Consider the following 26143-nt stretch of genomic DNA (forward strand, 5'->3'; position numbering starts at 1 on the left):
GCGAAAGCCACTTTCGGGACGTCTGATGTCCCGAAAGTGGCTTTCGCGACGTTGGAGTCAGTGGAGCGCACCGGGTCGACGTGGTCGTGAGTGGAGGATTCGGGTTCTATTGCGCCGTAAGACGAAAGTGCCCTGTTCGCTTGCCGGCGGGTCTGCTTGGGACGTTGAGAAAGCCACTTTCACAACCTTCAACGTTGCGAAAGTGGCTTTCGCAACACCGCCGACCGCGCCAGACCGCGCCGAGCCAAGGGACGCGGCCCTCGCGGTCCGCAGGGGGCGCCTTGTTCCCAATGCCGCGTTTGAGTCGCTCAGCGTCTCGGATGCGACATTGGGAACACCCACCACCACACATGTGCTGCACCGAAGCGTCCGAAGCGTCCGAAGCGTGGCCAAGCGTTAGAGCGACTCACCGGCTCCGGATCTCGGTCCCGTGCCGCAGATTCGTCACCAGCGCCGTCGACTTGCCCGTGACGGCGGCCGCGAGCGTGCGTTCGAGCCCCGGAAACCGCGCCACCCGAAGGAAAGCCCGCCGCGCCTGGAGCAGGAACCGGTTCGCGGGCAGGAACCATCGGGCTCCCCGGCGGGCGACCTGCTGCTTCTCGGTCACCACCGGGCGGACGAGCTTCTCGTACTCGGCGAACGCGGTTTCGATCGACGGCGTCCGGGTGAGCCGTTCGGCCAGCACGAAGGCGCCCGCGATCCCGAGGGACGCGCCCTGACCGGCGAGAAGTGAGACGGCGTAACAGGAATCGCCGACCAGGACGACGCGCCCGCGGCTCCACGAAGGCATTTCGATCTGCGCGACCTGGTCGTAGTACACCTCGTCGGACGGCGGGCAGAGATCCAGCGCCTCGGGTACCGCCCAGCCGAGCGAACCATAGGTCGCGCGCAGGGCCGCGCGGGCATCGTCCGGCAAGGCCGGGTCCGTCGCGCGGTGCACGGCGAACGCCGCGAGTTTGCCGTCGCGGAGACCGTAGAACCCCATCTGCGCCCCGACCGTGTCGGTCAGGCAGAACCGCTCCCCCACCCGCGCGCGGATCTCTTCGTCCTCGAAGACGAACGCCGCCGTGTGGAATCCGAGGTAGTTCAGGAATTGCTTCTCTTCGCCGAAAACCAGCCGCCGTACGGTCGAATGGATCCCGTCGGCTCCGACCAGCAGATCGGCTTCGACCACCGCACCGTCCACCAAGGTGATCCGCACCCGGTCGCCGAGATCCTCGACGTCCGCGACCCCGGCGCCGAACCGGACGTCCACTGTGGACGGCAGATTCGTGCGCAGTACACGTTCCAGATCGGGCCGCATGATGCTGCACAGCCTGCCCCGCAACGACTTCGCGAACTGGACGTAGTCGATGGCCGCGCGGCGTCGACCATGATCGTCCAGCAAACTCGCTTCGTCCACTCGGTACGCCACGGCCTCGATCCGGGGCAGCAGGCCCATCTCCTCGACCGCGTCGAACCCCGGCCCGAAGAAATCGATCATGTAACCCTGTTCTCGCGGTCCCGCCGCCCGTTCCAGCACCACGACCTCGACGTCGAGCGTCGCGAGCCGGTGCGCCAACGCGAGACCGGTGATCCCGGCACCGCAGATCGCCACCTTCATGAGGTTCCTCCCTTCGATTCAGCCGACCAGCCTGCGCAGGACCGCCGAGGGCACCTCTCGACCGGAATCCGGTTCGAGCGCGCGATGCAGCAGCAGCCCGTCCACGGTGGCGAAGAGCACCTCGGCCGTCGCCTCCGCGTCGGCCACTCCGCGGTTCGCCAGCCAGGCGCCGAACCTGGCGCGCAAATCGGCGAGGAGTTCGCGGATGCCTTGGCGCAAGGTGTCTTCGCGGGTCGCGGCCAGGTAGGCCTCGGCGAACAGCAACGACATCGGATCGGTGCCGGAGTACTCGCCGACCGACGCCAGCAGCGCGTCCACCGCGTCCGCCGGCGTCTCGGCGGTTTCCAGCGCCGGTTCGAAAGCGCCGGCGACTTCGCGCATCGCTCCGAGTACGGCCTCGATCATCAACGCCCGCAACGAGGGGAAGTGATAGTGCACGACGCTCGGCGTGACACCCGCGCGGTCGGCCAGGATCCGGGTGCTGACCGCGGACCAGCCGAGTTCGGGCACCAACGCGACCGCGGCTTCGAGCAACCGCCGCCGAGCGGCCTGACCGCGTTCCGCGGCCGGTGAGACTGCCACCATCGCCTCCTAGGGCGTTCGTCCTGTACGACTGCCCTGATCGTAGGCCCGGGTTCGCCCGGCGCGCAAACTCGGTGGTCACGGCCGACGTCCGGTCCCTACAGTTCCGTCCGACGAAGAGAGAACGGAGCACGGTGAAACTGGACGGGTACCACTGGCGCACGCGGATCAGTCAGGTCCGCCTCGGCAGGGACACCTACCGTGTCGTCAGGGCGGCACAGCCTGGCTCGCACGGTTCACTGATCGAGAGCCGGCTCGGCGCGGACCTCGACGTGGACGAAGTGTCGGCACGCGAACTCGCCGCCGCCTGGTGGCTGGCCGCGCGTTCCCCGCGCAGCCTGGTGTACCTGCCCTACCGCGCGAGCCGGACGGCCTGCGAACAGAGCGACGCTGGCCCGGATCTCGACCTGGTCCTACTGCACCACAGCCTTCAGTTTCCGTTGTCCCGCTGAAAAAGCGTACGTGGCAGGCTCGGCACGGGGTCACCTCACACGGTGAAGCTGCCGCCGGACGCCTTCCCGATCTTCACCCCTGAGGAGCACCGGGGTTACCGAGGCGACCGCAACCAGCTTCGCCCGAGCATCGCCGCGGACACCCTCTTCCTCGTCGGCAGCCGCCGCGCCTTCGAACTCGAGAGCGACCAGCTTCGCGACCTCGCCGAGGACGGCCCCGCCCGGATCGGTGAGGCGTGGGGCAGGCACTACTGCGCGGAGATCGGTCTCGGCCCGGCGTTCCTCGTCCACGGGAAAAGCGAGCTGCCCGGCGGCATGCTGCACGTCGTCCTCTGTGAGGACAGCTGAAACCCCGCGCGGCAAAAATGACCTCTTTTCGCGACGCGGCTCTCGTCAGGCTTGCTCTTCCGAATCCGCTTTGGGAGGACACATGGTCTCGAAACCCCGCGTCGCACTGGGAATGCTCGTCTTGGCCGCGCTGGCGGGCGGGCTCCTCGCGTTGCTCATCTCGCTCGACGTGGGCGCGTTCTGGGCCAAGACGCTGCCGCTCGTCTTCCTCGTCGGCGCGGCCACCTTCGCCCAGTCCCTCGGCCTGTTCAACAAGAAGACCAAGAGCTAGGGACCGGTCCCCCCGTTCGCCGTTACCGTCCTGCCGGTGACCGAGCTGGGTGCCTACGTCGAACGCTTCGAGACGAACACGCGCAGCCGCGCGCTCCGGGGTGTGGCCGCGATCGTCATCGGCGTACCGATCTCCGTCGCCGGAGTGCTCCTGTTCGTGATGGCCCAGGAGAGCGGGACCTTCGGCGGGGAGATGTTCATCGGCCTCGTCATCGGCGGCGGGCTGGGGCTGGCGCTGATGGGCGGCTGGGCCTGCTGGCACGCCATCGGCAAACGAGGCGAGACGTTCACCCTGTACGAGCGGGGATTCGTGCACACCTGGCGCAAGTCCACCACCATCGTGCCGTGGATCGCGGTCGAGGCGGCCGTCGACCACAGCAAGAAGAACGTCCTCGCCAAGGCGCTCGGCGGCGACGTCGGCTGCCTCGTCAAGCTCACCGACGGCCGGAAGATCCTCATCAACGGGTTCACCGAGGGCGCCGCCGTGCTGGCTCACGACATCTTCGAAGCCGTCGGACGGCGCACCTGATCGTCCTTTATGGACTAAACGCGCGAAGGCGCGAAGGTCCGGCGGTAGTCCTGCGGGGAAACCCCGACCACCTTGTGGAAATGGTGGCGCAGTAGGGCTCCCGAACCGAAGCCGCACCGGCGCGCGACCTCGTCGATGCCCATCGACGTCTCCTCCAGCAGGGACCTCGCGTGCAGGACCCGCTGCGTGGAAAGCCAGCGATGCGGCGTGGTGCCCGTCTCGGCGACGAACTTGCGGGCGAACGTGCGCTCGGACATCCGCGCACGGCGGGCGAGGTCGGCGACGGGATGTTCGTCGGCGATGGTGTCGAGCATCCAGGTGAGCACCGGCTGGAGGCTGTCACCGGTGCACTCCGGGATCGGCACCTCGACGAACTGACGCTGCCCGCCTTCCCGTTGGGGCGGCACGACCATGCGCCGGGCGATGGCGGTGGCCGCGGCGGAACCGAGTTCGCGCCGGATGAGATGCAGGCAGGCGTCGATGCCGGCGGCCGTGCCCGCGCTGGTGATGATGTCGCCGTCGTCGACGAACAGCACGTCCGGGTCCAGCCGGGCCTGCGGGAACCGCTTCCGGAACCGATCGCTGTGCCGCCAGTGGTTGGTGCACCGCCGTCCGTCGAGCAGTCCCGCGGCGCCCAGCACGAATCCGCCGGTGCAGACCGAAAGCAGCGTGGCACCCCGCGCCGAAACCGCGCGAAGTGTCTCCAGCACCGCGGGCGGATACTCCTCGCGCACGTCGCAGGCTGGGACGACGACGAGGTCCGCGTCTTCGGTCGCCTCGAGGCCGTGCTCCGGGGTCACTTTGACGCCGTGCCCGAGGCTGAGCGGCACGCCCGCCCGCTCCCCGCACACGCGGAAGTCGAGCAGTGGCACACCGTCCTCGGTCCGGTCGTAGCCGAACACCTCGCAGACGACGCCGAACTCGAAGGGGGCGAAGTCGTCCAGCAGCACCACGGCGACGCTCTTCAGCATGCCCCGGAGCATAGCTGGCAGGATTTTGTCGCACAACGACAGAACTGCCACTTCTGGCAGGATGTCGATCGGCGCAAACTTACTGCCATGACCGCAATCATCGTCACCCTCGCCCTGATCGCCCTCGTCACCTACCTGCTGGAGCGCAACCACATCCGGCAAGGCCGCCCGAACGCCGCAGGTGGGGACCCGCTCAGCCGTCCGTTCTGGCGAGGCGGCGCCACCGTCTGAACGCCACCGGGAGCCTGACGATTCGGCGACACGGTGTCACGAGCGACACGTTGCCCGCCTAGACCGCCGATACGGCCCGTATCCGCCGAGGTCAGGCCCACAATTGCCGGTTTAAACCTTTCCGCCCGTATTTTCTGCCGGTTACCAGTTTTCTGGTTAGGGTGCAGTGGTGCAAACGGGTTAACTCGGGCGGAAGGAGATCGCGCCGTCATCGGCGCGGGGCTGAAACATGAGTTCGCAGGACGGTAAACAAGCGGAAGAAGAGGTGGTCGCGGAGTCCGCGACGGACCTCGCCAACGCACCGGACACGACAGGTCCGGGCCACCCGCCCGATGAGCACGTCCCCCTCGACCTCGCCGCCGACCGCCCCGCCGAGACCGACCGCACCGTCTTCGGTATCGCCGCCGCGCTCGCGCTCGCGATCATCGTCTGGGGCGTGCTTTCCCCGGACAGTCTCGCGAGCGTCTCGAAGACCCTGTTGAACGACGCCGTGATCCCTTACGGCGGCTGGGCTTTCGTGCTGACCGCGAGCGGTTTCGTGATCTTCGCGGTCTGCCTGGCGATCAGCCGCTACGGCCGGATCCCGCTGGGCGGGGACAAGGAACTGCCCGAGTTCCGGACGTCGTCGTGGATCGCGATGATGTTCAGCGCCGGCATGGGCATCGGCCTGATGTTCTTCGGCGTGTACGAACCGGTCTCCCACCTCGCGAGCCCGCCCCCGGGCACCGCGGCCCCGAACTCCGACGAAGCCGTCCACACCGCGATGGCGACGACGTTGTTCCACTGGACCGTGCACCCGTGGGCGATCTACGCCGTCGTCGGCCTCGCGATCGCCTACAGCACCTTCCGGAAGGGCCGCAGCCAGCTGATCAGTTCGGTGTTCGCGCCGCTGATCGGCAAGCGGCGCACCGAAGGCCCGCTGGGCAAGGCGATCGACATCATGGCGATCTTCGCCACCCTGTTCGGTTCGGCCGCTTCCCTCGGCCTCGGCGCGCTCCAGGTCGGTGGCGGTATGGGCGCCGTCGGCTGGATCGACAACCCCGGCCGCGGCCTGCTGGTCGCGATCATCGCGATCCTCACCATCGCGTTCATCGCCTCGGCGGTTTCCGGGGTGGCCAAGGGGATCCAGTGGCTGTCCAACATCAACATGGTGCTCGCCGCGGTGCTCGCGGTGTTCGTGCTGGTGGTCGGGCCGACCGTGCTGATCCTCAACATCGTGCCGGGCGCGATCGGCGACTACTTCCGTGAACTGGCGGAGATGTCCGGCCGCACCGGGATGACCGGCGGCGACGAGATGCAGACCTGGCTCGGCGGCTGGACGGTCTTCTACTGGGCTTGGTGGATCTCGTGGACGCCCTTCGTCGGCATGTTCATCGCGCGCATCTCGCGCGGCCGCACCATCCGGCAGTTCATCTTCGGTGTCATCGCGATCCCGAGCGTGGTGAGCCTGATCTGGTTCGCGATCTTCGGCGGCGCGGCGATCAGCAGGCAACGGGCCGGGACGGACATCGCGGGCGCGGGCAGTGCGGAATCGGCGACGTTCAAACTGCTGGAAACCCTGCCGTGGTTCATCCCGATCGCGATCCTGGTGATGCTCCTGGTGTCCATCTTCTTCGTCTCCGGTGCGGACGCGGCGTCGGTGGTCATGGGCACCTTGTCCCAGCGCGGAAGCGTGCATCCGAGCAAGAGCGTCGTCGTCTTCTGGGGCGTGCTCATGGGTGCCGTCGCGGCGGTGATGCTGCTGGTCGGCGGGGACAAGGCGCTGACCGGCCTGCAGAATCTCACGATCCTGATCGCGGTGCCGTTCGTGTTCGTGATGGTCGGGTTGTGCGCATCGGTCTGGAAGGACCTGCGCAACGACCCGCTGATGAAGCAGGAAGACGCGATGATGCTGTCGCTGAAGGAACTGCACGAGGAACGCACCAACGGCCACGGACGCCGTCGCACCATCCTCGGACGCTCGAAGCACCGCACCTGATCCCCGGGTGAGTACATGAAGGCCCCCATCCTTGCGCCTGGGTACAGGATGGGGGCCTTCATGTACTTCAGTGGTGGGCGAACTGGCCGGGCGTGTAGTCGCCGGCGGGCTGCCGGGTGATGACGTTCAGCCGGTTGAAGGCGTTGATGAGCGCGATCTGGGTCACCAGCGCCATGAGCTGCTCGTCGTCGTAGTGCTTGGCGGCCGCTTCCCACGCCTCGTCGGTGACACCGGCGCTGTCGGCGATGCGGCAACCCGCCTCGGTGAGTTCCAGCGCGGCGCGCTCGGCCTCGGTGAAGACCGTCGCCTCCCGCCATGCCGCGATCAGATGCAGCCGGGTCGACGTCTCCCCCGCCGCCGCGGCGTCCTTCGTGTGCATGTCGAGGCAGCCCGAGCAGCCGTTGATCTGGCTGGCCCGGATGTTCACCAGTTCCCTTGTCGCCGCGGGAAGTTCGCTGCCTTCGAGGACCTTGCCCGCCGCGACGAGGTGCTTCACCAGCTTGGGCGCGAGAGCGGTCTTGAAGACTTCCAGCCTTGCCTGCATGGGATTTCTCCTTCTCGTCTGTGTTCACTTACTTCGACGAGGGGGCTTCGAGAGAGGTAACACCCATGGCGGCGAGGAGACGCGGGTCACTCACGGAGTCGATCGCGACGATGCGGCCATCGACGACGGTGCATGCCATCACGCCACCCAGCCTGCCGCGCTTGTCCCAGGTGACCACGCCGGGCTTGCCGCCTACCAGGGCGGGGCGCGAGGTCGCCACGGCACGGGCGCCCCGCTGGGCGCGGATGGCCACCTCGGCCGCGCCCAGTCGCACGATCTCGCCGCGCCGGGTCTGGGAACGCCAGGTGACGTCCGGGTCGAGCGCCCGGAGCAGCCCGTCGAAGTCCCCTTCGCGTGCGGCGGTGAGGAAGGCGTCGACCACGGCGCGCTGCCCCGGTTCGTCCGCCGGACGCTGTCCCCGGACCTTCCGGCGGGCGCGGCTGGCGAGCATCTTGGCCGCGTCCGCGGATTTGCCGAGGATCTCGCCGACCTCGGCGAACGGGACCGCGAACAGGTCGTGCAGGACGAAGGCCAGCCGCTCCGACGGGCCGAGGGTGTCGAGCACCACGAGCAGCGCCAGCCCGACCGATTCGGCGAGCAGGGCGTCTTCTTCCGGCGAGTCGTCGAGGATCACCAGCTCGGGCGGCTCGTCGTAGGAGTCCTCGGGGCGGGTCTTGCGGGAGCGCAGGACGTCGATGCAGACGCGGCCGACGACGGTGGTCAGCCAGCCGGACAGGTTGTCGATCGTGTCGGCGTCCTGGCGGGCCAGCCGCAGCCAGGCCTCCTGGACGGCGTCTTCGGCGTCCGCACGCGAACCGAGCATCCGGTGGGCCACCGCCACCAGGCGGCCGCGCTGCTCCTCGAACGCGCTGGCCAGGGCTTCGCCGGTCATGTCGGTACCTTTCTCACGCCGATCCGTCATGGACATGACGAGTGCGGCGCGAGAAAGGTAACCGAAGACGTGACTCGCGTGATCAGGGCCGTGACTCGCGTGCTTGAAGCCGTAACTCGCGTGCTTGGAGCCGGAACTCACGTGTTCCGCCTCTGAGCACGCGTGTTCCGGCCCTGAGCACGCGAGTTCCGGCCCCAAGCACGGACAAGACCGGCTCAGACGTCCCGGATGGGCGTCTTCACGGTCTTCTTCATGCCGGGGTTCTTCGTCTCCGGCTTCTTCTGCGGCTCCGGTTCGACAACCGGGCCGCCGATGCCCGAGTCGATCGCCGCCGTGACGATCAGGTTCCGCTCGTCGGACGAGATGACCACGCCGTCGAGGAGTTCCTGCGTCACGGCCCGCACGTACGCCACGAACTGGTCGTTCGACGAGTAGTCCGACTCGTCGTCGATCACGTCGTTGATCGTGCAGCCGTTGCCGGTGTCGCGGTTCTCGACCTGGCTGTCCGCCGAGCCGACGAACACGGTGTCCCGGACGTCGGAGTCCGGGCAGGCGTCCGGACCCGGCGGCGCGGCGACGATGGTGAACGCGCCGCCTTGTTCCGCCGAGACGTTGCCCGCCTTGTCCGAAGCGCGGTAGGCCAGCGTGTGCGTGCCGAGCGCGGTCACCTTGACCGGCGCGGTGTACGCCACCCAGGCGCCACCGTCCAGTTTGTACTCGATCTTGTCCACGCCGGACCCGGTGTCCGTCGCGGTCAGGGTGATGGTCGCGTCCTCGATGTAGGACCAGCTTCCGTCCAGATCACCGCTCACCACCACGGAGACGACCGGCGCGGTGCTGTCGTCGCCTTCGACGATGGTGAACGTCGCCGTGCCTTCCGCCGAGACGTTGCCCGCCTTGTCGGTCGCCTTGTAGTTCACCGTGTGCGCGCCGACGACGGTCAGCGCGAGCGGTGCCGAGTACGTCAGCCACGGTCCACCGTCCAATTTGTACTCGACCTTGCCGACACCCGATCCGGCGTCGGTGGCGGTCAGGGTCACGGTCGCCTTGCCGACGTAGTTCCCGGCGGTGTCCTTGGTGCCGGTCACCTCGGCCGTAACTGTCGGCGCCGTGGTGTCACCGCTGACGATCGTGAAGTGCGCCATGCCCTCCGGCGAGACGTTGCCCGCCTTGTCGGACGCACGGTAGTGGACCATGTGCATCCCCGGCGCGGAAACCGCGACCGGAGCGGTGTACGCGGTCCACGCGCCTTCGTCCACTTTGTACTCGACCTTGTCGACGCCGGATCCGGCGTCGGTGGCGGTGAGCTTCACGGTGGCGGTGTCGAGATAGTTCCCCGCACCGTCCTTGGTCCCCGTCACTTCGGAGGTCACCGTCGGCGGCGTGGTGTCACCGGGCTGGCCGGTGACGACGCTGAACGACGACATCCCTTCCGGGGAAACGTTGCCCGCTTTGTCGGAAGCGCGATAGTGGACCATGTGCGAGCCCACGGCGGTGACCGCCACGGGCGCCGTGTACGCGGTCCAGGCACCGCCGTCGAGCTGATACTCGACCTTGTCCACTCCGGACTGGCTGTCCGTGGCGGCCAGGTTCACCGTCGCGGAACCGACGTAGTTCCCGGCGGTGTCCTTGGTGCCGGTCACGTTCGCCGTCACGGTCGGCGGGGTGGTGTCGGAGCCGCCGCCGTCGGTGACGACGAACTCGCCGACCATCTTGCTGTGCCCCTGGATCGTGCAGTAGAAGCGGTACTTCCCCGGGGTCAGCGTCACGGTCGCTTCGTGCTCGCCGTTCTGCTCGTCGTAGGGGTTCGCGACGATGTTGAGGGTGACGTCGTGGTTGTAGCCGGGAGTCGAGGTGTCGAACGTCAGCGTGTGCGACATCGTCGAGCCGAGGGCTTCGGTGTTCTTGAACAGGATCTTGGTCTCGCCCGCCACCGCGGTGGTCGGCGCGCTGAGGTAGTGGTCGGTGCTGTCTCCGGCGGTCCATTCCAGGGTCTGGACGGGTGCGGCGGAGGCGGGTGCGGACGCGCCCGGTAACACCAGGCCGGCTATCGCGAGCGCCGCGGCCAGCAAGGCCACGACGAGGGTTCTTGGGGACATCGCAGGGAAACCTTCCGTACAGGGAGACCGGCCGGGCGCGCGGAATCCACGCGCCCGGCCGGTTTTCGCGCTACAGCTGCCGCACCCGGATGTTGCGGAACTCCATCACGTCGTTGTCGCTGTGGTTCTGCAGACCGATGAACCCGCTGACGAACTGCCGGAAGTCGGTCGACGGGTCACCCGCGCGCGTGGACTGGATGCCCGGCGCGTTCTCGAACTCGTTGATCACGACGCCGTTGCGGCTGATCGTGTACTTCTGCCCGACGACCTTGACCTCGTACTCGTTCCAGGTCCCCTTCGGCTTCACGCCCGCCTGGTCCAGCGGCCGCGGGTCGAAGTTGTAGATCGACCCGGTCTTCTGCGGCTCACCGGTGGCCCCGTCGTACAGCTGGACCTCGTGCCCGCAGTAGATCGCGACCCAGGCCTGCGACGTCTTCGCCGATCCGACCGTGCCGCAGCTGCCCGGCGGACGCTGCTCCAGCGGAGTGCGCGGGTCCGGGAACCGGACGAACACACCGCTGTTGGCGCTGCCGCTCGGCGCGATGTCCTTGAACTGCAGCTTCACCGAGAAGTTGCCGAACTGCCGCGCCGAGTACCACAGCATGCCGAGCCCGCCCGACGGTCGCAGTGACCCGTCCGGCTGGATGGCGAACTGCCCGGACGGCGCCTGCGACCAGTTGCGGAACGATTCGGCCGTGCCGTCGTAGATCGCGTCGTAGCCGGTGACACCCTTGTTGCCGATGGGCGACGCGGCGGCCGCGGCGTTGATCTTGTCCGATTCGGACGCGTTCAGCACGCCGAGGTCGCCGAGGCGGTCCACGGCCTGGGTGACGTGATTGACGAAACCGGCGTGGGAGGTCCACGTGCTCTCGTCGTCGATCATGTCGTCGACAGTGCAGCCGCCACCGGCGTTCCGGTTGGTCACCCCGGTGTCGGTGTCACCGATGGTCACCGTGGCACCGGAATCCGCCACGAAACACCCGACGCTCACCGAGTTCCGCGTGGTCACCGTCTCGCCGTCCGCGTAGGTCACGGTCAGCTTGGCGGTGTAGAGACCCGTGCGCGGGTAGGTGTGCCGCGGGTCGGCCTGGGTCGAGATCGTGCCGTCGCCGAACTCCCACTTGTAGGAGACGCCGCCGGACTTCGACCCGGTGAAGGCCGCGGTGAGCGGCTTGTTCTGCACCATCGTCGACGCCGCCGCCGCGGCCGGGGTGGCCTCGCCGCCGGTGTAGCTGATCTTCAGCAGCTTCTGGTTGTTGTTCACGGTGAAGAAGCCGCCGCCGTAGTCGAGCACGTACAGCGCGCCGTCCGGCCCGAACTTGGCGTCCATCCACTGGTTCAGCTTGGTGTCGCCACCACCGGTCGGGATGATCTGCCGCACGGTCTCGGCGAACACCGGCGGATCCTGCTTCGCGACGCCCGCCGGGTCGACGGTGACCGCGATCCGGTTCTGCCCGTTGCTCTGGTCGCCGATGAACCACTTGTCGTTCCAGTACGACGGCCACGCGACCCCGCTGTTGGCGTTGACCAGTTCGCGGTGGTACGTCGGCCCGGTCATGACCGCCTGGCCGCCGCCCTTGAGGTAGGGCTGCGTGTAGGTGGCCTCGGCCGCGTTGTACGACGGGACGGAGCTGTTGGGGCGGTTGGGGAACACCGGCCCGCCGCCGTCCGGCGAGTACCAGATCATGTTCTTCTTGATCGGCGGCAGGTTCACCAGGCCGGTGTTGCGCGGCGAGGTGTTGACCGGGTTGTCGCAGTCGTACCAGCCGGTGAGCACCGCGGCGTCGGTGCTGCTGCGGTCGCGGTACGGCTGCTTGTTGCCCATGCAGTACGGCCAGCCCTGGTTGCCGGCCTCGGTGATGATGGTGGCGGTCTCGTACTTGGCCGGGCCGAGTTCCGGGCTCGGCGAAGTCGCGTCCGGGCCGACCCAGGCCGCGGTCAGCCAGTTGGTCTTCTTGTCGACTTGCAGACGCGAGATGTTCCGCACGCCCATCACGTAGATCTCGGGCCTGGTCTTGTCGCCGGGGTCGTTGGCCTCGGGGAACAGGTTGCCCGCCGGGTTGGTGTAGGTACCGTCGGCCTCGGGGTGGATCCGCAGGATCTTGCCGTTGAGGTCGTTGGTGTTACCGGCGGTGCGGCGCGCGTCCTGGAACGAGACGCCCTTGTAGTCCTGGGTCCAGTTGTTGCCGGAGTACCCGTTGGAGCCCTGCGACGAGTTGCTGTCACCGGAACCGATGTAGAGGTTCCCGTCCTTGTCGAAGTCCATGCCGCCGCCCGCGTGGCAGCAGCTGTGGACCTGGACGTCCCACGACAGCAGGTCCTTGCGGGTCGCCTGGTCCAGCGTCTGGTTCTTCAGGTCGTAGGTGAACCGCGAGACCGTGCGCTTGCCGATCTGCTTGTCACGGTCGACCGACGCGTGCGGCATCCAGTACGCGTACATGTAGCCGTTCTCGCTGAACTTCGGGTCCAGCACGAGACCGAGGAGGCCTTCCTCGTTCTTGACCAGTTCGTCGCCGCTGCCGCGGTTGCCCATCACCTTCAGCGTGGTGAGCAGCTTCGGCTTCTTGGTGACCGGGTCCCACTGGTGGATCGTGCCGCAGCCGGCGCCGATCTCGGGGTTGCTCCAGTCGTTCGGCGAGGGCACCGTGTTGCCGGCGCAGGCCGCGCGGCCGATGTAGAAGACCCGGCCGTTCGGCGCGATGGTGAGCCCGTGCGGCTCGCCCATCTGGTCCAGCTGGCCGGTCTGGTTGATCCCGGTCAGGCGTTCGACCTTGTAGTTGGCCGCGATGCCCGCCTTGCAGTCACCGCGCACCATGCCGGTGGTCCACTTCAGCGCACCGAGGATGTGGCTGCGGAACTGGGCTTCGCCGTAGCTCGCCTCGGTCCGGCCCATGCCGGTGTAGAAGGAGCGGCCGCCATCGTAGTCGCGGCACCACGAGACCGGGTGGAAGGCGCCGTTCGCGCCGACGCCCGGCTTGTAGGTCGATTCCTCGACCTGCGCGACGGTGTGGACGGTGCCGACCGGGTTGACCTCCCAGTTGAGCCACCGGTCCGTGCGGACCCACTTCTGCGGCAGCCCCGCCGTGATGGGGTTGGCCTTGTCGAGGACGTCGACCGTGGCTTCGGCCGGAGCGTTCTCCGGCGGCGGCGGGGTGTTCGACTGGTCCTTGAACAGCTTGAAGTCGGCCAGCTGGGTGGCCGTCTCACCGGCGTTGGCGGTGATGTTCAGCCGGTAGTTCGCGTACGCCGTCGTGTTGGCGAAGGTGAAGGTCCGGCTCTGGAACCGGTCGGCGAACGCCTCGTTGGTGCGGGTGTCCAGATCGGTCCACGTGGTCCCGTCGTTGGAGCCCTGCAGGGTCCAGCTCTTCGGGTCACGGCCGGCGAAGTCGTTCGCCGAGACGAGCGCGTAGCTGCTCACGGCGACCGGCGCGGCCAGCTTGTAGGCGACCCAGGCGGTGTTCGTGAAGGCCAGCCACTTGGTGTTCTCGTTGTTGTCGGCCAGCTTCTCCTTGCCCTCGTTGGGCGCGTTCTCCGCGCTCGCGGTGACCGAGGCGACCGCTTCCGGGGTGGGACGCGCCCCCACCGGGCGGGCACCGATCAGGCCGGAGAACCACTGCGAACCGTCCTGGGCCCGCGCGGCGTCCGACAGCCCGAGGAAGCCGCCACCCGCCTTCATGTAGTTCTGCAGCGAGGTTTCCTGGTCGCGGTTGAGCGTGATGCCCTGCGCGGAAAGGAAGACGACGCCGCGGTACTTCGCGAGGTTGGCGCCGGTGAACACCGCGGGGTCCGAAGAGGACGACACGGTGATCCCGTTCGCCTGGCCCAGGCTCGCGATCGCGTCCGTGGCGCGCAAGACGGGGTCCTTCTGGTCCGCGGCGGTGCCGTGGAAGACCAGGACGTTGACCGGGACGTTCGTCGCGGCTTCGGCGGTCACCGGGGCGATGGCCAGCGGAAGCCCGGAGGTGACGACGGCGCCGACCGCCAGCGCGGCCAGTGACCGTCTGCGGAGCCTGCGTTGGGAAAAGACTCGTCTCAAGTTCTCGCTCCTTTCAAGTCTAGTGGTGGGTGTGCGCCGAGGCGCCGGTTGCGTTGGGCGCGGCCGTGGTTCCGTGCTGATGTCCCTTGAAGCGGTCGATCGCCTCCTGGGCGCCCGCGGGCATCCCGCCGTCGGCGTTGCGGACCAGGAACACCCCGGACATGCCGTCGTCCGAGTGCTGCTGGACGTGGCAGTGGTACATCCACGCGCCCGGCCCGACACCGTCACCGGCGATCACCTGGAACCCGAAGGAGTTGCCGGGGTCCAGGGTCTTGTTGTCGAGGATCGGGGCGTTGTCGGTCGCGCTGGTGAGCATGCCGGTGCGGGTGTCCGCCCAGCGGTGCGCGTGCAGGTGGAAGGTGTGCATCAGGTTGCCGTGCCCGATGCAGATGAACTCGACGCGTTCGCCGAGGTTCGCCTCGAAGATCGGGGTGTTCGGGGCGACCTGGTGGTTGATCCACATTTCGGTGAACACCACGGTGAACTGCTTGCTGGGCAAGAGATCCCCGCGCTTGCGCACGATCAGGCCGCCGTAGAGGCCCTTCATCAGGCCCACGGTGCCGTGGTCGCCGCCGAACGCGTGGTCGTGGTAGTGCCAGTACCCCGCGCTGCCGGGCATCCAGAAACCGTTGGCCGCCTGGTAAGCCGTCCGCGTCTTCCAGGTGTAGGTCTTGGTTTCGTAGGGCTTGTTGAAGGAGTCGTTGAACGGCGAGCCGTCGGACTTGGTGTCGTAGTTGACGCCGTGCGGGTGGATCGAAAGGCGCTGGTCGGTGTTGTTGACCAGCTCGATCACCAGCGTGTCGCCCTCGTAGCACTCCAGGAGCGGCCCGGGGATCGTCGGCTTGCCGGGTTCGAGCCCGTACCCGACCCGGGTCGAGCCGGGAACGTAGTCGGCGTACACGGTGATGTTGCGGGTCATCCCCGCCGCCGCGGCCGGTGACGAACCGGCGCTCGCCGACACCACGACCGGGGCGATGACCCCGGCCGCGGTGCCCGCGAGCATCGATCTGCGGGACAGCCCGCGTTTGTTCTTGTCCATTGTGGATTCCCCAGCTAGAAGCGAACGTTACGGAGATAGGTGAATCCGGTCTGGGCGGTGCTCAGGGGATCCGTGGGGTTGTCGTGCTCGACGATGTACTCGTGCAGATGCGGGCGGGTGCACCCGAAGATGCGGGGGAAGTCGATGACACCCTTTCCGGGGTCGACCATCTTCCCGTCCGCCGTCCGGTCCTTGACGTGGTACTGCACCACGCGCGGGAAGTGCTGGCGATAAAGGGAAATCGGGTCGACACCGCCTTCGACCGCCCAGAACAGGTCGATCTCCAGGTGCACGTAACGCGGGTTGGTGCCCCTGGTGAGCACGTCGTACGGGCGCACGCCGTCGATGGGCGCGAACTCGTGCGCGTGGTTGTGGTAGCCGAGCGGGATCCCCGCCTGGCGGAACTTCCGCGCCGCCGTGTCGAGCCGTCCGGCGAACTGCTTCCAGCCGTCGATGGTGTCGAAGGCCGCGAACGGCACGTTGGCCCTGGTGTTCCCGAGGACCTTCGCGTCGGCGATGGTCTTGTCGAGGTCACCGTCGATGCCGACGTGCGTGGACGTCGCCTTGATGTGGTTCTTGTCCAGCAGGCCGCGGAACTCCTGCGCCGTGCGGCCGTAGGTCCCGGCCAGTTCGACCTTCCGGTAGCCGATGTCCGCCAGCGCGGACAGGGTTCCCGGCAGATCGGCCTGCAACGCGGTGCGCAGGGAGTAGAGCTGGATGCTGATCTTGTCCACCGGGACCCGGCCCCGACCGTGGTGGCCGGATCCCTCGGTGGCGGCAGTGGCCACGCTCGGCAGGGCTACCGCCGCGCCGACCGCGACCGCCGCCGTCGCGGCGCCCCGGAGTAGCGACCGTCGAGAGTGGAACCGCTCAGCTTCTTCACCGCACATGAAACCGCCCTCACTTCTGGTTGCTGAAAGCCGCGTCGAAGGCCGCCGACGGCTTGTCGAACAGGAGCCCCCGCAGATAGGTCACGGCTTCCGCCGCGCCCCGGAGCCGGTCCATGCCGGCGTCCTCCCACTCCACCGAGATCGGACCGGCGTAGCCGATCGAATTCAGTGCGCGGAAACAGTCCTCCCAAGGCACGTCGCCGTGCCCGGTCGAAACGAAGTCCCAGCCGCGTCGGGGATCTCCCCAGGGGAGATGCGAGCCGAGCCTTCCGTTCCGTCCGTCGAACCGTTTCCTGGTGTCCTTGCAGTCCACGTGGTAGATCCGGTCGGCGAAATCGAGGATGAAACCGACCGGGTCGAGGTCCTGCCAGATGAAATGCGAAGGATCCCAATTCAGCCCGAATGCCGGACGGTCGCCGACAGCTTCGAGCGCACGTTTCGTCGTCCAGTAGTCGTAAGCGATCTCCGAGGGATGCACCTCGTGCGCGAACCGCACGCCGACCTCGTCGAAGACGTCGAGGATCGGGTTCCAGCGGTCGGCGAAGTCGGTGTAGCCCTCGTCGATGACCGCCTGCGAGACCGGCGGGAACATCGCGACGTACTTCCAGGTCTTCGAACCGGTGAAGCCGATCACCGTGTCCACACCGAGTTTCGCCGCCGCGCGGGCGGTGTCGGCCATCTCCTTCGCGGCCCGCTGCCGGACGCCTTCCGGCTCACCGTCGCCCCACACCCTCGAAGGAATGATGGCCCGGTGGCGTTCGTCGATCGGGTCGTCACAGATGGCCTGTCCGACGAGGTGGTTGGAGATCGCCCACACCTTGAGGCCGTGCTCGGCGAGCAGCTTGAGGCGGCCGGGCACATAGTCCTCTTCGGACAGTGCGCGGTCGACCTCGAAGTGGTCGCCGGAACACGCGATCTCGAGGCCGTCGTAGCCCCATTCACTGGCCAGCCTGCACACCTCGGTGAACGGGAGATCCGCCCACTGACCGGTGAACAGGGTGATCGGACGGCTCATCAGTTCTCCTCGAAGGTGATCGCGTCGACGTCGAACAAGCCGCCGGAACCGCCCTTGAACACGAGGAACAAGGAGCCGGTGCCGCCGGGGTCGGTGATGGCGGAGGCCGGGATGTCGGCATAGGTGTCCCAGCCGCCGGTGTTGGCGACGGTGACCGTCTGGACCAGCGGCCCGTCCACCGCGCCCGAGCGGACCTCGATCGTCCCGCCCGCGCCGCCGGACGAGACCCGGTAGCCGATGCCGCGGACGCCGACGAGGTTCACCGGGTCGAACTTGATCCAGTCCCCGGATTCGATGTGGCCGACACGTTTGCCGCCACTGGCGCCGGCGTGCCCGACGACCTCGATCCCGCTGGACTGGGTGTAGAACTCCGCCTGCTTCAACTTGGGCTGCAGGATGGACTCCGCGTCGCCGGTGAGCGCGGGAACGCCGTTGCCGCCGTTGTCGGTGTAGCTGGCGTTGATGACGCCGAAGACGTTGGCGTCCGCGCCATGTCCTTCGTCGGCGGGTGTGGCGATGGTGCCCTCACAGCCCGTCGCGCGGCTCAGCGGATGCCCGTGTCCCTCGTGACCGAGGATGTACTCGACGGTCACCTTCGAGCAGTCGATCGGGTTGTCCTCGGCGTCGGTCACCTCGACCTTGAACGGGACCATGTCGCCGAAGCTGAACACGCTGCCGTTGACCGGCGTCTTCAGCGTGACCACCGGCGCGGTGTTGCCGACCGTGACCACCACGCTCGCCGAGCCGGTCAGCCCGGTGGAGTCGGTGACGGACAGCTTCGCCGTGTACTGGCCGTTCGCGCTGTAGGTGTGGGAGACCGGGGCGGCTTCGGTGGAGTCGGTGGTGCCGTTCCCGTCGAAGTCCCAGGCGTAGGTGAGCGCGCCGCCGTCGGGGTCGTTCGTCCCGGCCGGGTCGAACTTGACCGTGAGCGGTGCCTGGCCGGACGTCTTGTCCGCGGTCACCTGGGCGACCGGGGTCTTGCGTCCCTTGGTGTAGTCGACGCGGTAGACGGCGGATTCCTTGCTGCCGCCGAAGTAGCCGGTGCCGTAGTCGAGGACGTAGAGCGCGCCGTCCGGGCCGAACTCGATGTTCATCGGGCGGACGAGGTCCATCGAGTCGAAGAACGGCTTGATGGCGCCGCGTTCCCCGTTCTTGCCGACGGTGATCTCCTTGATCCAGCCGCGTTCCCATTCGTAGGCGAAGGTCTTGCCGTTGAAGTACTCCGGGAACTTGGTCTGCGACGGGTTCTTCGCGTCGTACTGGTAGACCGGACCGCCCATCGGGGACTCGGGGCCGGTGCCGAACTCGGGCAGCGAGCCGCCGTCGTAGGGGATCCACGCTTTCTCGACCGGCGGCAGGTCGGTCAGCCCGGTGTTGCGCGGGCTGGTGTTCTTCGGCTTGGCGCAGTCGAAGGCCGCGCCGGACTGCTTGGTCGCGAAGTCGTAGTCGATGAACGGCTGGTTGTCCCCGATGCAGTACGGCCAGCCGAAGTTGCCGGGCTTCTTGATCAGGTTGAATTCGACCGTGCCGCCGGGACCGCGCTTGGGGTCGGCCGCGCCGGCGTCGGGGCCGTAGTCGGCGAGGTGGATCCAGCCGGTCTTGCGGTCGACGGCGAACCGGAACGGGTTCCGGAAGCCCATCGCGTAGATCTCGGGCTTGGTCTTGGCCTTGCCCTTCGGGAAGAGGTTGCCCTTGGGGACGGTGTACTTCCCGTTCGCTCCGACCTTGATCCGCAGCACCTTGCCGCGCAGGTCGTTGGTGTTGCCGGAGCTGCGCTGGGCGTCGTACACCGGGTTGCGGTCGGCGCGCTCGTCGATCGGGGTGAAGCCGTCGGAGGAGAACGGGTTGGAATCGTCCCCTGTGGACAGATAGAGGTTGCCCTGCGCGTCGAAGTCGATCTCACCGCCCGCGTGGCAGCAGATACCGCGTTCGGCCGGGACCTGGAGGATCTTCTGCTCGCTCGCGAGGTCGAGCTTGGTGTCGGTGCCCAGCTTGAACCGCGAGAGCTGGTTGTAGCCCTTGAACGGTTCGAAGTCCGCCGGGGTGCCGTTCTCCGGTGCGTCACCGGCCGGGGTGTTCAGTTTCGGCGCGTAGTACAGGTAGACCCAGCGGTTCTTGGCGAAGTCCGGGTCGATGGCGACACCCTGGAGGCCGTCCTCGTCGTGGTTGTAGACCGGGATCTGCCCGGCCAGCGAAGTCGTCGCCGACGAGCTGGTGTACCAGACGCGGCCGTCGCGCGAGGTGTGCAAGACGTCGCGGTTGGGCAGCACCGACAGCGCGATCGGCTCGCCGGTCTTCTCCTCACCCTTCGCCAGGGTGATCTGGTCGAAGTCCGCGTCGACCGGGTCTTCCTGGGTCTTCTCGGCGCAGCCCGCCTCGCTCAGTTTGGTGGCGTACTTGATGCCACCGGCGAGATGCTTGAGGAAGGCCGGTTCGGCATAGGACTCCTTGGTGTGCCCGCCGCCGGTGTACCAGGAACGGCCGCCGGAGTTCTCGTGGCACCAGGCGATCGGGTGATCGCCCATCGCGCCGTCACCGGGCTGGTAGCTCTTCTCGTCCAGGCTGGCGAGGACGTTGACCTTGCTCCGCGGGTTCGAGCGGTAGTTGTACCACTCGTCGGTGCGCGGCCAGGTCTCCGGAAGGTCCACAGTGGACACATGGCCATGGTCCTCGACCTTGACGTTCGCCTGCTGGATCTGCGGGTGGGACTTGAAGTACGCCCCGACCAGGTCGCCGTACCAGGGCCAGTCGTATTCGGTGTCGGAGGCGGCGTGCACGCCCACGTACCCGCCGCCTCCCTTCACATACCGCTCGAACGCGGCCTGCTGGTCCGCGTTCAGCACGTCACCGGTGGTGGAAAGCCAGACGACGGCGTTGAAGCGCTTGAGGTTCGCGTCGGTGAAGGCCGCCGCATCCTCGGTCGCCTCGACGCCGAAGTGGTTCTGCGCCCCCAGATCCTTGATCGCCTTGATCCCGTCGGGGATCGAATCGTGGCGGAAGCCCGCGGTCTTGGAGAACACGAGCACCGTCGCCGCTTCGTGCGCCGATGCGGAGTGCACCGGTAGCGCGACGCCTGTCAGAGCCGTGACCATGGCTGTGACGAGCACACCCAGTCGTCGTTTCGAAGACATAGCAGTAGCGATCCTTTCGATGAGCGGCGGCGATCAAGGAAGGGGATGCGGGTGGAGAACGCCTTTCTGTGCGGTGAGGTGAAGTGGGTGGGGAGGGGGCGGGTGAGTGGTGGGTCGGGGTGGTCGTGAGTGGTAAGTGCCGTTCTAACGTCACTTACCACTCACGACCCACCGGACCGAGGACCTCCTCTACTTCAATCCCTGCAGGGACAACAACAGCGGGTGGACATCGGTCGCCCCGACGCGACCGGACGGGGAGAAGGCCGGGTCCGAGCACAGCAGCACCGGACCGTCCTCGCCTGCATCCGGCAGCCGTCCGTGCGAGCCGCGCACCCACCGCGGATCGGTCGGGACGACGTCCATCGCGTACCGCAGCCCGGCGAACTTCTTGGCCAGGTTCAGCCCGGCCCGCGCCTTGGCGAACTTGTCCTCCGGGTCGAAGAACAGTTCGGCGGGGTCGTAGCCCGGCTTGCGGTGGATCTCGACGCCACGCGCGAAGTCGGGCTTCCGCTCGTCGTCGAGCCAGTAGTAGTAGGTGAACCACGAGTCCGGCTCGGCGACCGCGACGAGTTCGCCGGCGCGTTCATGGTCGATCCCGTAACGGGCCTGCGCCTCGCGGTCGAGGACCTCGTCGACACCGGTCAGCTCGCCGACGATGGACCGCACCCGCTCCACATCGGCGGAGTCGCGGACGTAGACGTGCGCGACCTGGTGATCGGCGACGGCGAAAGCGCGCGACGCCCACGGGTCGAGGTACTCCATCCCCGCCTGGGTGTAGACCTCCAGCAGGCCCTCGCGCCGCAGCGCCCGGTTGATGTCGACAGGCCGGTGCACGTTCGTGATCCCGTACTCGCTGAGCGCGACCACGGTCGCCCCGGCGTTGCGGGCGTCGTCGAGCAGCGGCGCGAGCGCGTTGTCCAGCTCCCGCGCGGCTTTCCGAGCCTGCGGCCCATCGGGGCCGAACCGCTGCAAGTCGTAGTCCAGGTGCGGGACGTAGGTCAGCAGCAGATCGGGTCGCTTCTCCCGCAAGATCTGCCGCGAAGCACCGATGACCCACTCGCTCGACTTGAGCGACGCCGTCGGGCCCCAGTACTGGAAGAGCGGGAACTCCCCCAGCGCGCCGGTCAGCTGATCGTGCAGCTCGGGCGGCCGCACGTAGGCGTCCGGCGACTTGCGGCCGTCGGCGTGGTAGATCGGCCGCGGGGTCACCGTGACGTCGGTGCTCATCCCCATCGCGTACCACCAGCAGACGTTCGCCGAGGTGTACCCGGGGTGCGCCGCCCGCGCGGTCTCCCACAGCTTCTCGCCGCCGACCAGCCGGTTGTGCTGACGCCACAGGAAGATCTCGCCGAGTTCGCGGAAGTACCAGCCGTTGCCGACGATCCCGTGCTGCGCGGGCATGAGCCCGGTGAGGAACGTCGACTGCGCGCTGCACGTGACGGCGGGCAGCACCGTGCCCAGTTCGGCCTGCCAGCCGTCTTTCGCGACGGCGGACAGCTTCGGCATGTCGCGCAACGCCTTCGGGGTCAGCCCGACGACGTCGATGACGACCAGCGGCTTCATGCGGAAACCCCTTCCGAGACCAGATTCGCCTGTGCCCACTCGAGTTCGGCGGCGATCCCGCCCACGAGGTCGCCCGCGTCCGGGAGCACGCTCCAGGTGTAGGTCTCGACCTCGATGTGCGGTTCGCCGGGCAGTCCGGCGGCGACGGCGCGCAGGACGTCCGTCGTGGTGGCCAGCGGCGCGGCCGGGGCCTGGTGCAGCGGCATGTGGAAGTGCACGCGCCACGGGCCTTCTCCCGGTAATTCTCGCCATGCCTCGGGCAGGTCGTCCGCCTTGTGCACGGCGCCTCCCGAAAGCTCGCGGACCTGGTGCAGGTAACGAGGTTCGGCGAACGCCGCCAAGGCTTCCCGCGCCTCGGCCGGCTTTTCGACGTGCAGCGCGGCGGAAGCCTGCACCTTGACGATGTCCACCTCGGACTCGGCGATCGCCTTGAGCGTCTCCGCCGGGTCGGCGAACGACACCGCGAGGTGACAGGTGTCCAGGCACAGCCCGACGTACTCCGGGTCGACGCGGCCGGACAGCCAGCCGAGCGCGTCGGCGACGGTGTCGAGCACGCAGCCGGGTTCGGGTTCGACGGCCAGCCGAATCGGCCGGTCACCGGTGGCCCGGATCGCGCGGACGACCTGTTCGAAGGCGACGGCCGCGCTGTGGTCGTCGTGCTCGCTCCACGGTTCACGCCAAGCCAACGGCAGTGTGGAGATACTGCCGTAAGTGGCGTCTTCGGCCAGCAGATCGGAAAGCACCGTGACACAGTCGATCGTGTAAGCCGCCCGCTCCGACTGAGTCCACTCAGGACGGTAGACGGCGTGCTTGACGACCTCGTCGTGGAACCCGCCGTACGGGAACGCGTTCAACGTGTAGACGGACAGCCCGCGGGCGTCGAGCTCGGAACGGAAGACCTTGCGCGCCTGAGGATCGTCGGCGAGCCCACGCGCGACAGGCGCGGAGAGCCACAGCCCGACGCCGAGTTTGTCCGCGCCCAGCCGCTCACGCACCGGGAGCGCGTACCGCTCCAGCTGCGCGACGATGCCTTCGACGTCCTCGGCGGGGTGAACGTTCGTGCAGTACGAGATCATTTGCGGGCACCTCGCAGGACCGAGTTGCCCTCGAACGTCACGGCTTCGCCCGTGAACCCCGGCAGCGGTTCGAGGGTGAGCCGTCCACTTTGGTCGTAGAAGTCGACAGGGTTCTGCCACAGCACCTTGTCGACGTCGGCCTCGGTGAAGCCGCCGTCGAGCATCGCCTGCCCGGTCTTGGCGGTCTTCAGCGGATCGGACCGGCCCCAGTCCGCGGCCGAGTTGACGATCATTTTCTCCAGCCCGTACTGGCGCAGGATCTCGACCATCCGGTGCTCGTCCATCTTGGTGTCCGGGTAGATGGAGAAACCCATCCAGGCGCCGGAATCCTTGACCAGTTTGACGGTGACCTCGTTGAGGTGGTCGACGATGACGCGCTCCGGCGCGATCCCCGACTCCCGGACGACGTCGAGGGTGCGCTTGGTGCCCTCCAGTTTGTCGCGGTGCGGGGTGTGCACCATCACCGGAAGGTCGTGCTCCAGCGCCATCGCCAACTGCCGCGCGAAGACCTCGTCCTCTTCCTTGGTCATCGAGTCGTAGCCGACCTCGCCGACCGCGACCACGCCGTCCTTGGCCAGGTACCTCGGGAGGACGTCGAGCACCTCGCGACAGCGGGGATCGTTGGCTTCCTTGGGGTTCAGCGCGATCGTGCAGTGGTGCCGGATGCCGAACTGGGCGGCGCGGAACCGTTCCCAGCCGATGAGCGCGTCGAAGTAGTCGGTGTACGAGCCGACGCTGGTGCGCGGCTGCCCGAGCCAGAACGCGGGTTCGACCAGCGCGCGGACACCGGCCGCGTACATGGCTTCGTAGTCGTCGGTGGTCCGGGAGGACATGTGGATGTGGGGATCGAAGATGCGCATCGGCTCAGTTCTCCTTGAGCAATTCGAGGGCGTCGGCGGGAACGTCACGTCCGGCCGCCCTGCGTTCGTCGGCGAAATCGGCGAGCATCCGCTTCAGCTCGTCGTCCGCGCGGGCGTCCAGATCCGCGACGGCGGCCAGCGGCACACCGACGAAGACGCATTTGAGGACGCCGTGGCGCCAGGCGTGGTCGTCCAGGAACCGGGCGAAGGCCCCCATGGCGGCGGCGACCAGCCTGATGTCGTTGGCGCGCAAGGCGTCTTCGATCAGCTTGATCCCGGCATCGGTGACTTCGGGGCCCGGGGACTCCAGCGCGGCGAGCGCCCGCAGGACCCCGCGCCGCTCGGCGTCGTCGCCGAACCGGTAGAGATCGCGCAGTTCCGTGGCGAGCGCCGCGTCGTCGAGGACGTCGGCCAGGACCGTCACGAGCCGGACGCGCGCCCGGTCGTCGACGGTGCCGTGGACCAGGCCCCGCGGATCGGTGTCCGGCCGCAGCGCCGCCCGGCCGACCTCGCGGCCGACGGCCGGGAAGAGCGCGCCGATCACCGACGGCTTCTCCCGGATCCGCCGTTCCGCCTTGGCCGACCACGTTTGCGGCATAGCGGCGGTGAGCGCCTCGAAGGCCCGGCGCGCGGTGTCCGGCGCGGCGTGACTGTGCCGGGGCAATTCGACCGCGGCCAGCCCGGTATAGCCGATCTCCGCCAGCGCGGAGAGCGTCCCGGGCAGGTCCAGATGCCCGTCGCCGAACTCCAGATGCTCGTGGACCCGCGGCAGCATGTCGTCCAGCTGGACGTTCCACAGCAGCGGGCCGGCGAGGCGGACGCACTCGGCCGCGTTGACCGGCTCGACCGCGACGCAGTGCCCGACGTCGAGCGTGACGCCGAACAGCTCCGGCTCGCCGAGCTCCTTGCGCAGGTCCAGGACCTGGCTCAGATGCTGCACGAGGTGCCCGGGCTCGGGCTCCATGGCCAGTCGTACCTTCAGCCGGTCCGCGTGCTCCAGGACCGCCGCGACGCCGTCACGCAGCCGAGACCAGGCGACCTCTGTGTCCACAGTGGACACCCCGGACCAGAAGGAGACGCAGTCCGCGCCGAGATCCCCGGCGATCTGCAGCGCCCTCGCCAGGAAGTCGATCCGCCGCGCGGGGTCGTCCGAGAGCAGCGTCGGCGAGTGCTTGCGCCACGGGTCGAGCAGGTAGCGCGCGCCCGTCTCGACGACGACCCGGTTCAGGCCGAGCGACGAAAGCCGGGAGGCCACGTAATCGACCTGTCGCGCCAGATCGTCGGCGAACGGGTCGAGATGGTCGTGGTCCAGGGTCAGTGCCACCCCGGTGTACCCGAGGTCGGCGATGATCGCCAGCGCGTCGTCGAGGCGGTGGTTGGAGAAGCCGTTGGTGCCGTATCCGAGGTGAAAACTCATGTGGGGCTCACCTTCCTCGACAGCTTGCGGGCGATCGGGAGCGCGGCCGCGACCAGCACGGCCCCCAGCACCGAGCCCTTGGCCGTGACAGCCGCCTGGAGCGGCACCATGCCGTGGATGCCGGACTTGGTCGCCGAGCGGACGGACTTCGCCGACGGGTCGCGGACGGCGTCCGCCTGGGCCCGGCCGACCAGGCCCGCGTAGCCCGAACCGGCGGCCATCGAGGCCGCGCGATGCCAGCCTCCCCGCGCCGGTCCGGTCAATGCCAACGTTGTCGCCACACAGCTGGTAGTCAGAGCGGCACGGGCTGTCGCCGGGTTCGCGCCGTGGACCTCCCCGGTGGACAGGGCCGTGACGCCGAGCGTGTGGACGCCCACCGCCGCCGCGGCGGTGAGCGCACGGCGGGTTTCAAGTCCCGCGCCGAGCAGGACGTCGAGCGTGCGGCAGGCCGCCATCGCGACCGGCCCGGCCGGGGTCGGCTTGAGCACGGTGTCGTAGGCCCAGACCGAGGCTGCCAGCGGGACCGCGACCCGCATCGCCCGGCGTCCGCCGCCGAGCGCGGCCAGGCCCAGCCCCGCCGCGGTCAGCGCGGCGCCGGCGGGGGAGATCGGAAGAGC

Annotated in this window: 22 protein-coding genes; 6 read left to right on the forward strand and 16 right to left on the reverse strand. The window is 68.2% G+C overall.

Features of this window, described 5'->3' with window-relative positions:
• Positions 1-406: 406 nt before the first annotated feature.
• Positions 407-1603 carry an FAD-dependent monooxygenase gene (locus CFP71_RS37360; RefSeq protein WP_093938625.1) on the reverse strand — a complete coding sequence of 399 codons (1197 nt, stop codon included), beginning with the start codon at positions 1601-1603 and terminating at the stop codon, positions 407-409.
• Positions 1604-1621: 18 nt separating this feature from the next.
• The gene (locus CFP71_RS37365) at positions 1622-2185 is read right to left on the reverse strand and encodes a TetR/AcrR family transcriptional regulator (RefSeq protein ID WP_093938641.1); all 564 of its coding nucleotides are present in this window, start codon (positions 2183-2185) and stop codon (positions 1622-1624) included.
• Positions 2186-2319: 134 nt separating this feature from the next.
• Here CFP71_RS37365 and CFP71_RS37370 point away from each other — a divergent pair, with 134 nt between their 5' ends.
• The 4 genes from CFP71_RS37370 (at position 2320) to CFP71_RS37385 (ending at position 3784) form a co-directional block, all read left to right on the forward strand.
• Positions 2320-2637 (forward strand): hypothetical protein, encoded by a 318-nt coding sequence (locus CFP71_RS37370; RefSeq protein ID WP_093938626.1) that lies wholly within the window; start codon positions 2320-2322, stop codon positions 2635-2637.
• 42 nt (positions 2638-2679) lie between these two features.
• A complete protein-coding gene (locus CFP71_RS37375; RefSeq protein ID WP_093938627.1) occupies positions 2680-2985 on the forward strand; it encodes a hypothetical protein in 306 nt (101 codons plus the stop codon).
• 82 nt (positions 2986-3067) lie between these two features.
• Positions 3068-3256: a hypothetical protein gene (locus CFP71_RS37380; RefSeq protein ID WP_093938628.1), complete on the forward strand. Its 189-nt coding sequence runs from the start codon at positions 3068-3070 to the stop codon at positions 3254-3256.
• 36 nt (positions 3257-3292) lie between these two features.
• On the forward strand, positions 3293-3784 hold the full coding sequence (locus CFP71_RS37385) for a hypothetical protein (protein ID WP_093938629.1): 492 nt from the start codon (positions 3293-3295) through the stop codon (positions 3782-3784).
• A 14-nt stretch (positions 3785-3798) separates the two neighbouring features.
• On the opposite strand, the gene CFP71_RS37390 is transcribed toward CFP71_RS37385, so the two are convergent.
• Positions 3799-4755, reverse strand: a complete 957-nt coding sequence (locus CFP71_RS37390) for a GlxA family transcriptional regulator (protein ID WP_093938642.1) — start codon at positions 4753-4755, stop codon at positions 3799-3801.
• Positions 4756-4842: 87 nt separating this feature from the next.
• On the opposite strand from CFP71_RS37390, the gene CFP71_RS44435 reads away from it, so the two are divergent.
• Positions 4843-4986 carry a hypothetical protein gene (locus tag CFP71_RS44435; RefSeq protein ID WP_167406408.1) on the forward strand — a complete coding sequence of 48 codons (144 nt, stop codon included), beginning with the start codon at positions 4843-4845 and terminating at the stop codon, positions 4984-4986.
• A gap of 229 nt (positions 4987-5215) precedes the next feature.
• The gene (locus CFP71_RS37395; RefSeq protein ID WP_208636131.1) at positions 5216-6964 is read left to right on the forward strand and encodes a BCCT family transporter; all 1749 of its coding nucleotides are present in this window, start codon (positions 5216-5218) and stop codon (positions 6962-6964) included.
• Positions 6965-7031: 67 nt separating this feature from the next.
• Here CFP71_RS37395 and CFP71_RS37400 read toward each other — a convergent pair whose 3' ends face one another.
• From CFP71_RS37400 to CFP71_RS37460, 13 genes are all read right to left on the reverse strand, one after another.
• Positions 7032-7508, reverse strand: coding sequence for a carboxymuconolactone decarboxylase family protein (locus CFP71_RS37400; protein ID WP_093938630.1), 477 nt, complete (start codon positions 7506-7508; stop codon positions 7032-7034).
• Positions 7509-7536: 28 nt separating this feature from the next.
• Positions 7537-8400 (reverse strand): sigma-70 family RNA polymerase sigma factor, encoded by an 864-nt coding sequence (locus CFP71_RS37405; RefSeq protein ID WP_093938644.1) that lies wholly within the window; start codon positions 8398-8400, stop codon positions 7537-7539.
• 215 nt (positions 8401-8615) lie between these two features.
• The gene (locus tag CFP71_RS37410; protein WP_093938631.1) at positions 8616-10499 is read right to left on the reverse strand and encodes an OmpL47-type beta-barrel domain-containing protein; all 1884 of its coding nucleotides are present in this window, start codon (positions 10497-10499) and stop codon (positions 8616-8618) included.
• Between the two features lie 70 nt (positions 10500-10569).
• Entirely contained in the window at positions 10570-14535 is a 3966-nt protein-coding gene (locus CFP71_RS37415) for a ThuA domain-containing protein (RefSeq protein ID WP_093938632.1), read from the reverse strand.
• A 19-nt stretch (positions 14536-14554) separates the two neighbouring features.
• Positions 14555-15574: a multicopper oxidase domain-containing protein gene (locus CFP71_RS37420; RefSeq protein ID WP_093938633.1), complete on the reverse strand. Its 1020-nt coding sequence runs from the start codon at positions 15572-15574 to the stop codon at positions 14555-14557.
• A 14-nt stretch (positions 15575-15588) separates the two neighbouring features.
• A complete protein-coding gene (locus CFP71_RS37425; protein WP_093938634.1) occupies positions 15589-16464 on the reverse strand; it encodes a sugar phosphate isomerase/epimerase family protein in 876 nt (291 codons plus the stop codon).
• Between the two features lie 10 nt (positions 16465-16474).
• The gene (locus CFP71_RS37430; RefSeq protein WP_093938635.1) at positions 16475-17479 is read right to left on the reverse strand and encodes a sugar phosphate isomerase/epimerase family protein; all 1005 of its coding nucleotides are present in this window, start codon (positions 17477-17479) and stop codon (positions 16475-16477) included.
• Complete coding sequence (locus tag CFP71_RS37435; RefSeq protein ID WP_093938645.1) at positions 17479-20571, reverse strand: ThuA domain-containing protein; 3093 nt, start codon at positions 20569-20571, stop codon at positions 17479-17481. Before CFP71_RS37435 ends, CFP71_RS37430 begins: the two co-directional genes overlap by 1 nt.
• Positions 20572-20799: 228 nt before the next feature.
• Positions 20800-22173 carry an alkaline phosphatase family protein gene (locus CFP71_RS37440; RefSeq protein WP_093938636.1) on the reverse strand — a complete coding sequence of 458 codons (1374 nt, stop codon included), beginning with the start codon at positions 22171-22173 and terminating at the stop codon, positions 20800-20802.
• A complete protein-coding gene (gene eboE / locus CFP71_RS37445; RefSeq protein ID WP_093938637.1) occupies positions 22170-23249 on the reverse strand; it encodes a metabolite traffic protein EboE in 1080 nt (359 codons plus the stop codon). Before eboE ends, CFP71_RS37440 begins: the two co-directional genes overlap by 4 nt.
• Entirely contained in the window at positions 23246-24109 is an 864-nt protein-coding gene (locus tag CFP71_RS37450; protein WP_093938638.1) for a TatD family hydrolase, read from the reverse strand. The genes eboE and CFP71_RS37450 overlap by 4 nt, the downstream gene beginning before the upstream one ends.
• Positions 24110-24113: 4 nt before the next feature.
• Positions 24114-25526, reverse strand: a complete 1413-nt coding sequence (locus CFP71_RS37455) for an EboA domain-containing protein (RefSeq protein ID WP_093938639.1) — start codon at positions 25524-25526, stop codon at positions 24114-24116.
• A partial coding sequence (locus CFP71_RS37460) for a UbiA prenyltransferase family protein (protein ID WP_093938640.1) occupies positions 25523-26143 on the reverse strand: 621 nt, incomplete at its 5' end. The genes CFP71_RS37460 and CFP71_RS37455, both read right to left, overlap by 4 nt.

Origin of the sequence: Amycolatopsis thailandensis (assembly GCF_002234405.1) — a bacterium.
Taxonomy (GTDB): domain Bacteria; phylum Actinomycetota; class Actinomycetes; order Mycobacteriales; family Pseudonocardiaceae; genus Amycolatopsis; species Amycolatopsis thailandensis.

Bases quoted from the DNA above. Each gene is read 5' to 3' on its own strand.
- CFP71_RS37360 (WP_093938625.1), bottom strand. From the start codon at position 1,603: ATGAAGGTGGCGATCTGCGGTGCCGGGATCACCGGTCTCGCGTTGGCG.
- CFP71_RS37380 (WP_093938628.1), top strand. From the start codon at position 3,068: ATGGTCTCGAAACCCCGCGTCGCACTGGGAATGCTCGTCTTGGCCGCG.
- CFP71_RS37390 (WP_093938642.1), bottom strand. From the start codon at position 4,755: ATGCTGAAGAGCGTCGCCGTGGTGCTGCTGGACGACTTCGCCCCCTTC.
- CFP71_RS44435 (WP_167406408.1), top strand. From the start codon at position 4,843: ATGACCGCAATCATCGTCACCCTCGCCCTGATCGCCCTCGTCACCTAC.
- CFP71_RS37395 (WP_208636131.1), top strand. From the start codon at position 5,216: ATGAGTTCGCAGGACGGTAAACAAGCGGAAGAAGAGGTGGTCGCGGAG.
- CFP71_RS37400 (WP_093938630.1), bottom strand. From the start codon at position 7,508: ATGCAGGCAAGGCTGGAAGTCTTCAAGACCGCTCTCGCGCCCAAGCTG.
- CFP71_RS37405 (WP_093938644.1), bottom strand. From the start codon at position 8,400: ATGACCGGCGAAGCCCTGGCCAGCGCGTTCGAGGAGCAGCGCGGCCGC.
- CFP71_RS37410 (WP_093938631.1), bottom strand. From the start codon at position 10,499: ATGTCCCCAAGAACCCTCGTCGTGGCCTTGCTGGCCGCGGCGCTCGCG.
- CFP71_RS37420 (WP_093938633.1), bottom strand. From the start codon at position 15,574: ATGGACAAGAACAAACGCGGGCTGTCCCGCAGATCGATGCTCGCGGGC.
- CFP71_RS37425 (WP_093938634.1), bottom strand. From the start codon at position 16,464: ATGTGCGGTGAAGAAGCTGAGCGGTTCCACTCTCGACGGTCGCTACTC.
- CFP71_RS37430 (WP_093938635.1), bottom strand. From the start codon at position 17,479: ATGAGCCGTCCGATCACCCTGTTCACCGGTCAGTGGGCGGATCTCCCG.
- CFP71_RS37435 (WP_093938645.1), bottom strand. From the start codon at position 20,571: ATGGTCACGGCTCTGACAGGCGTCGCGCTACCGGTGCACTCCGCATCG.
- CFP71_RS37440 (WP_093938636.1), bottom strand. From the start codon at position 22,173: ATGAAGCCGCTGGTCGTCATCGACGTCGTCGGGCTGACCCCGAAGGCG.
- eboE (WP_093938637.1), bottom strand. From the start codon at position 23,249: ATGATCTCGTACTGCACGAACGTTCACCCCGCCGAGGACGTCGAAGGC.
- CFP71_RS37450 (WP_093938638.1), bottom strand. From the start codon at position 24,109: ATGCGCATCTTCGATCCCCACATCCACATGTCCTCCCGGACCACCGAC.
- CFP71_RS37455 (WP_093938639.1), bottom strand. From the start codon at position 25,526: ATGAGTTTTCACCTCGGATACGGCACCAACGGCTTCTCCAACCACCGC.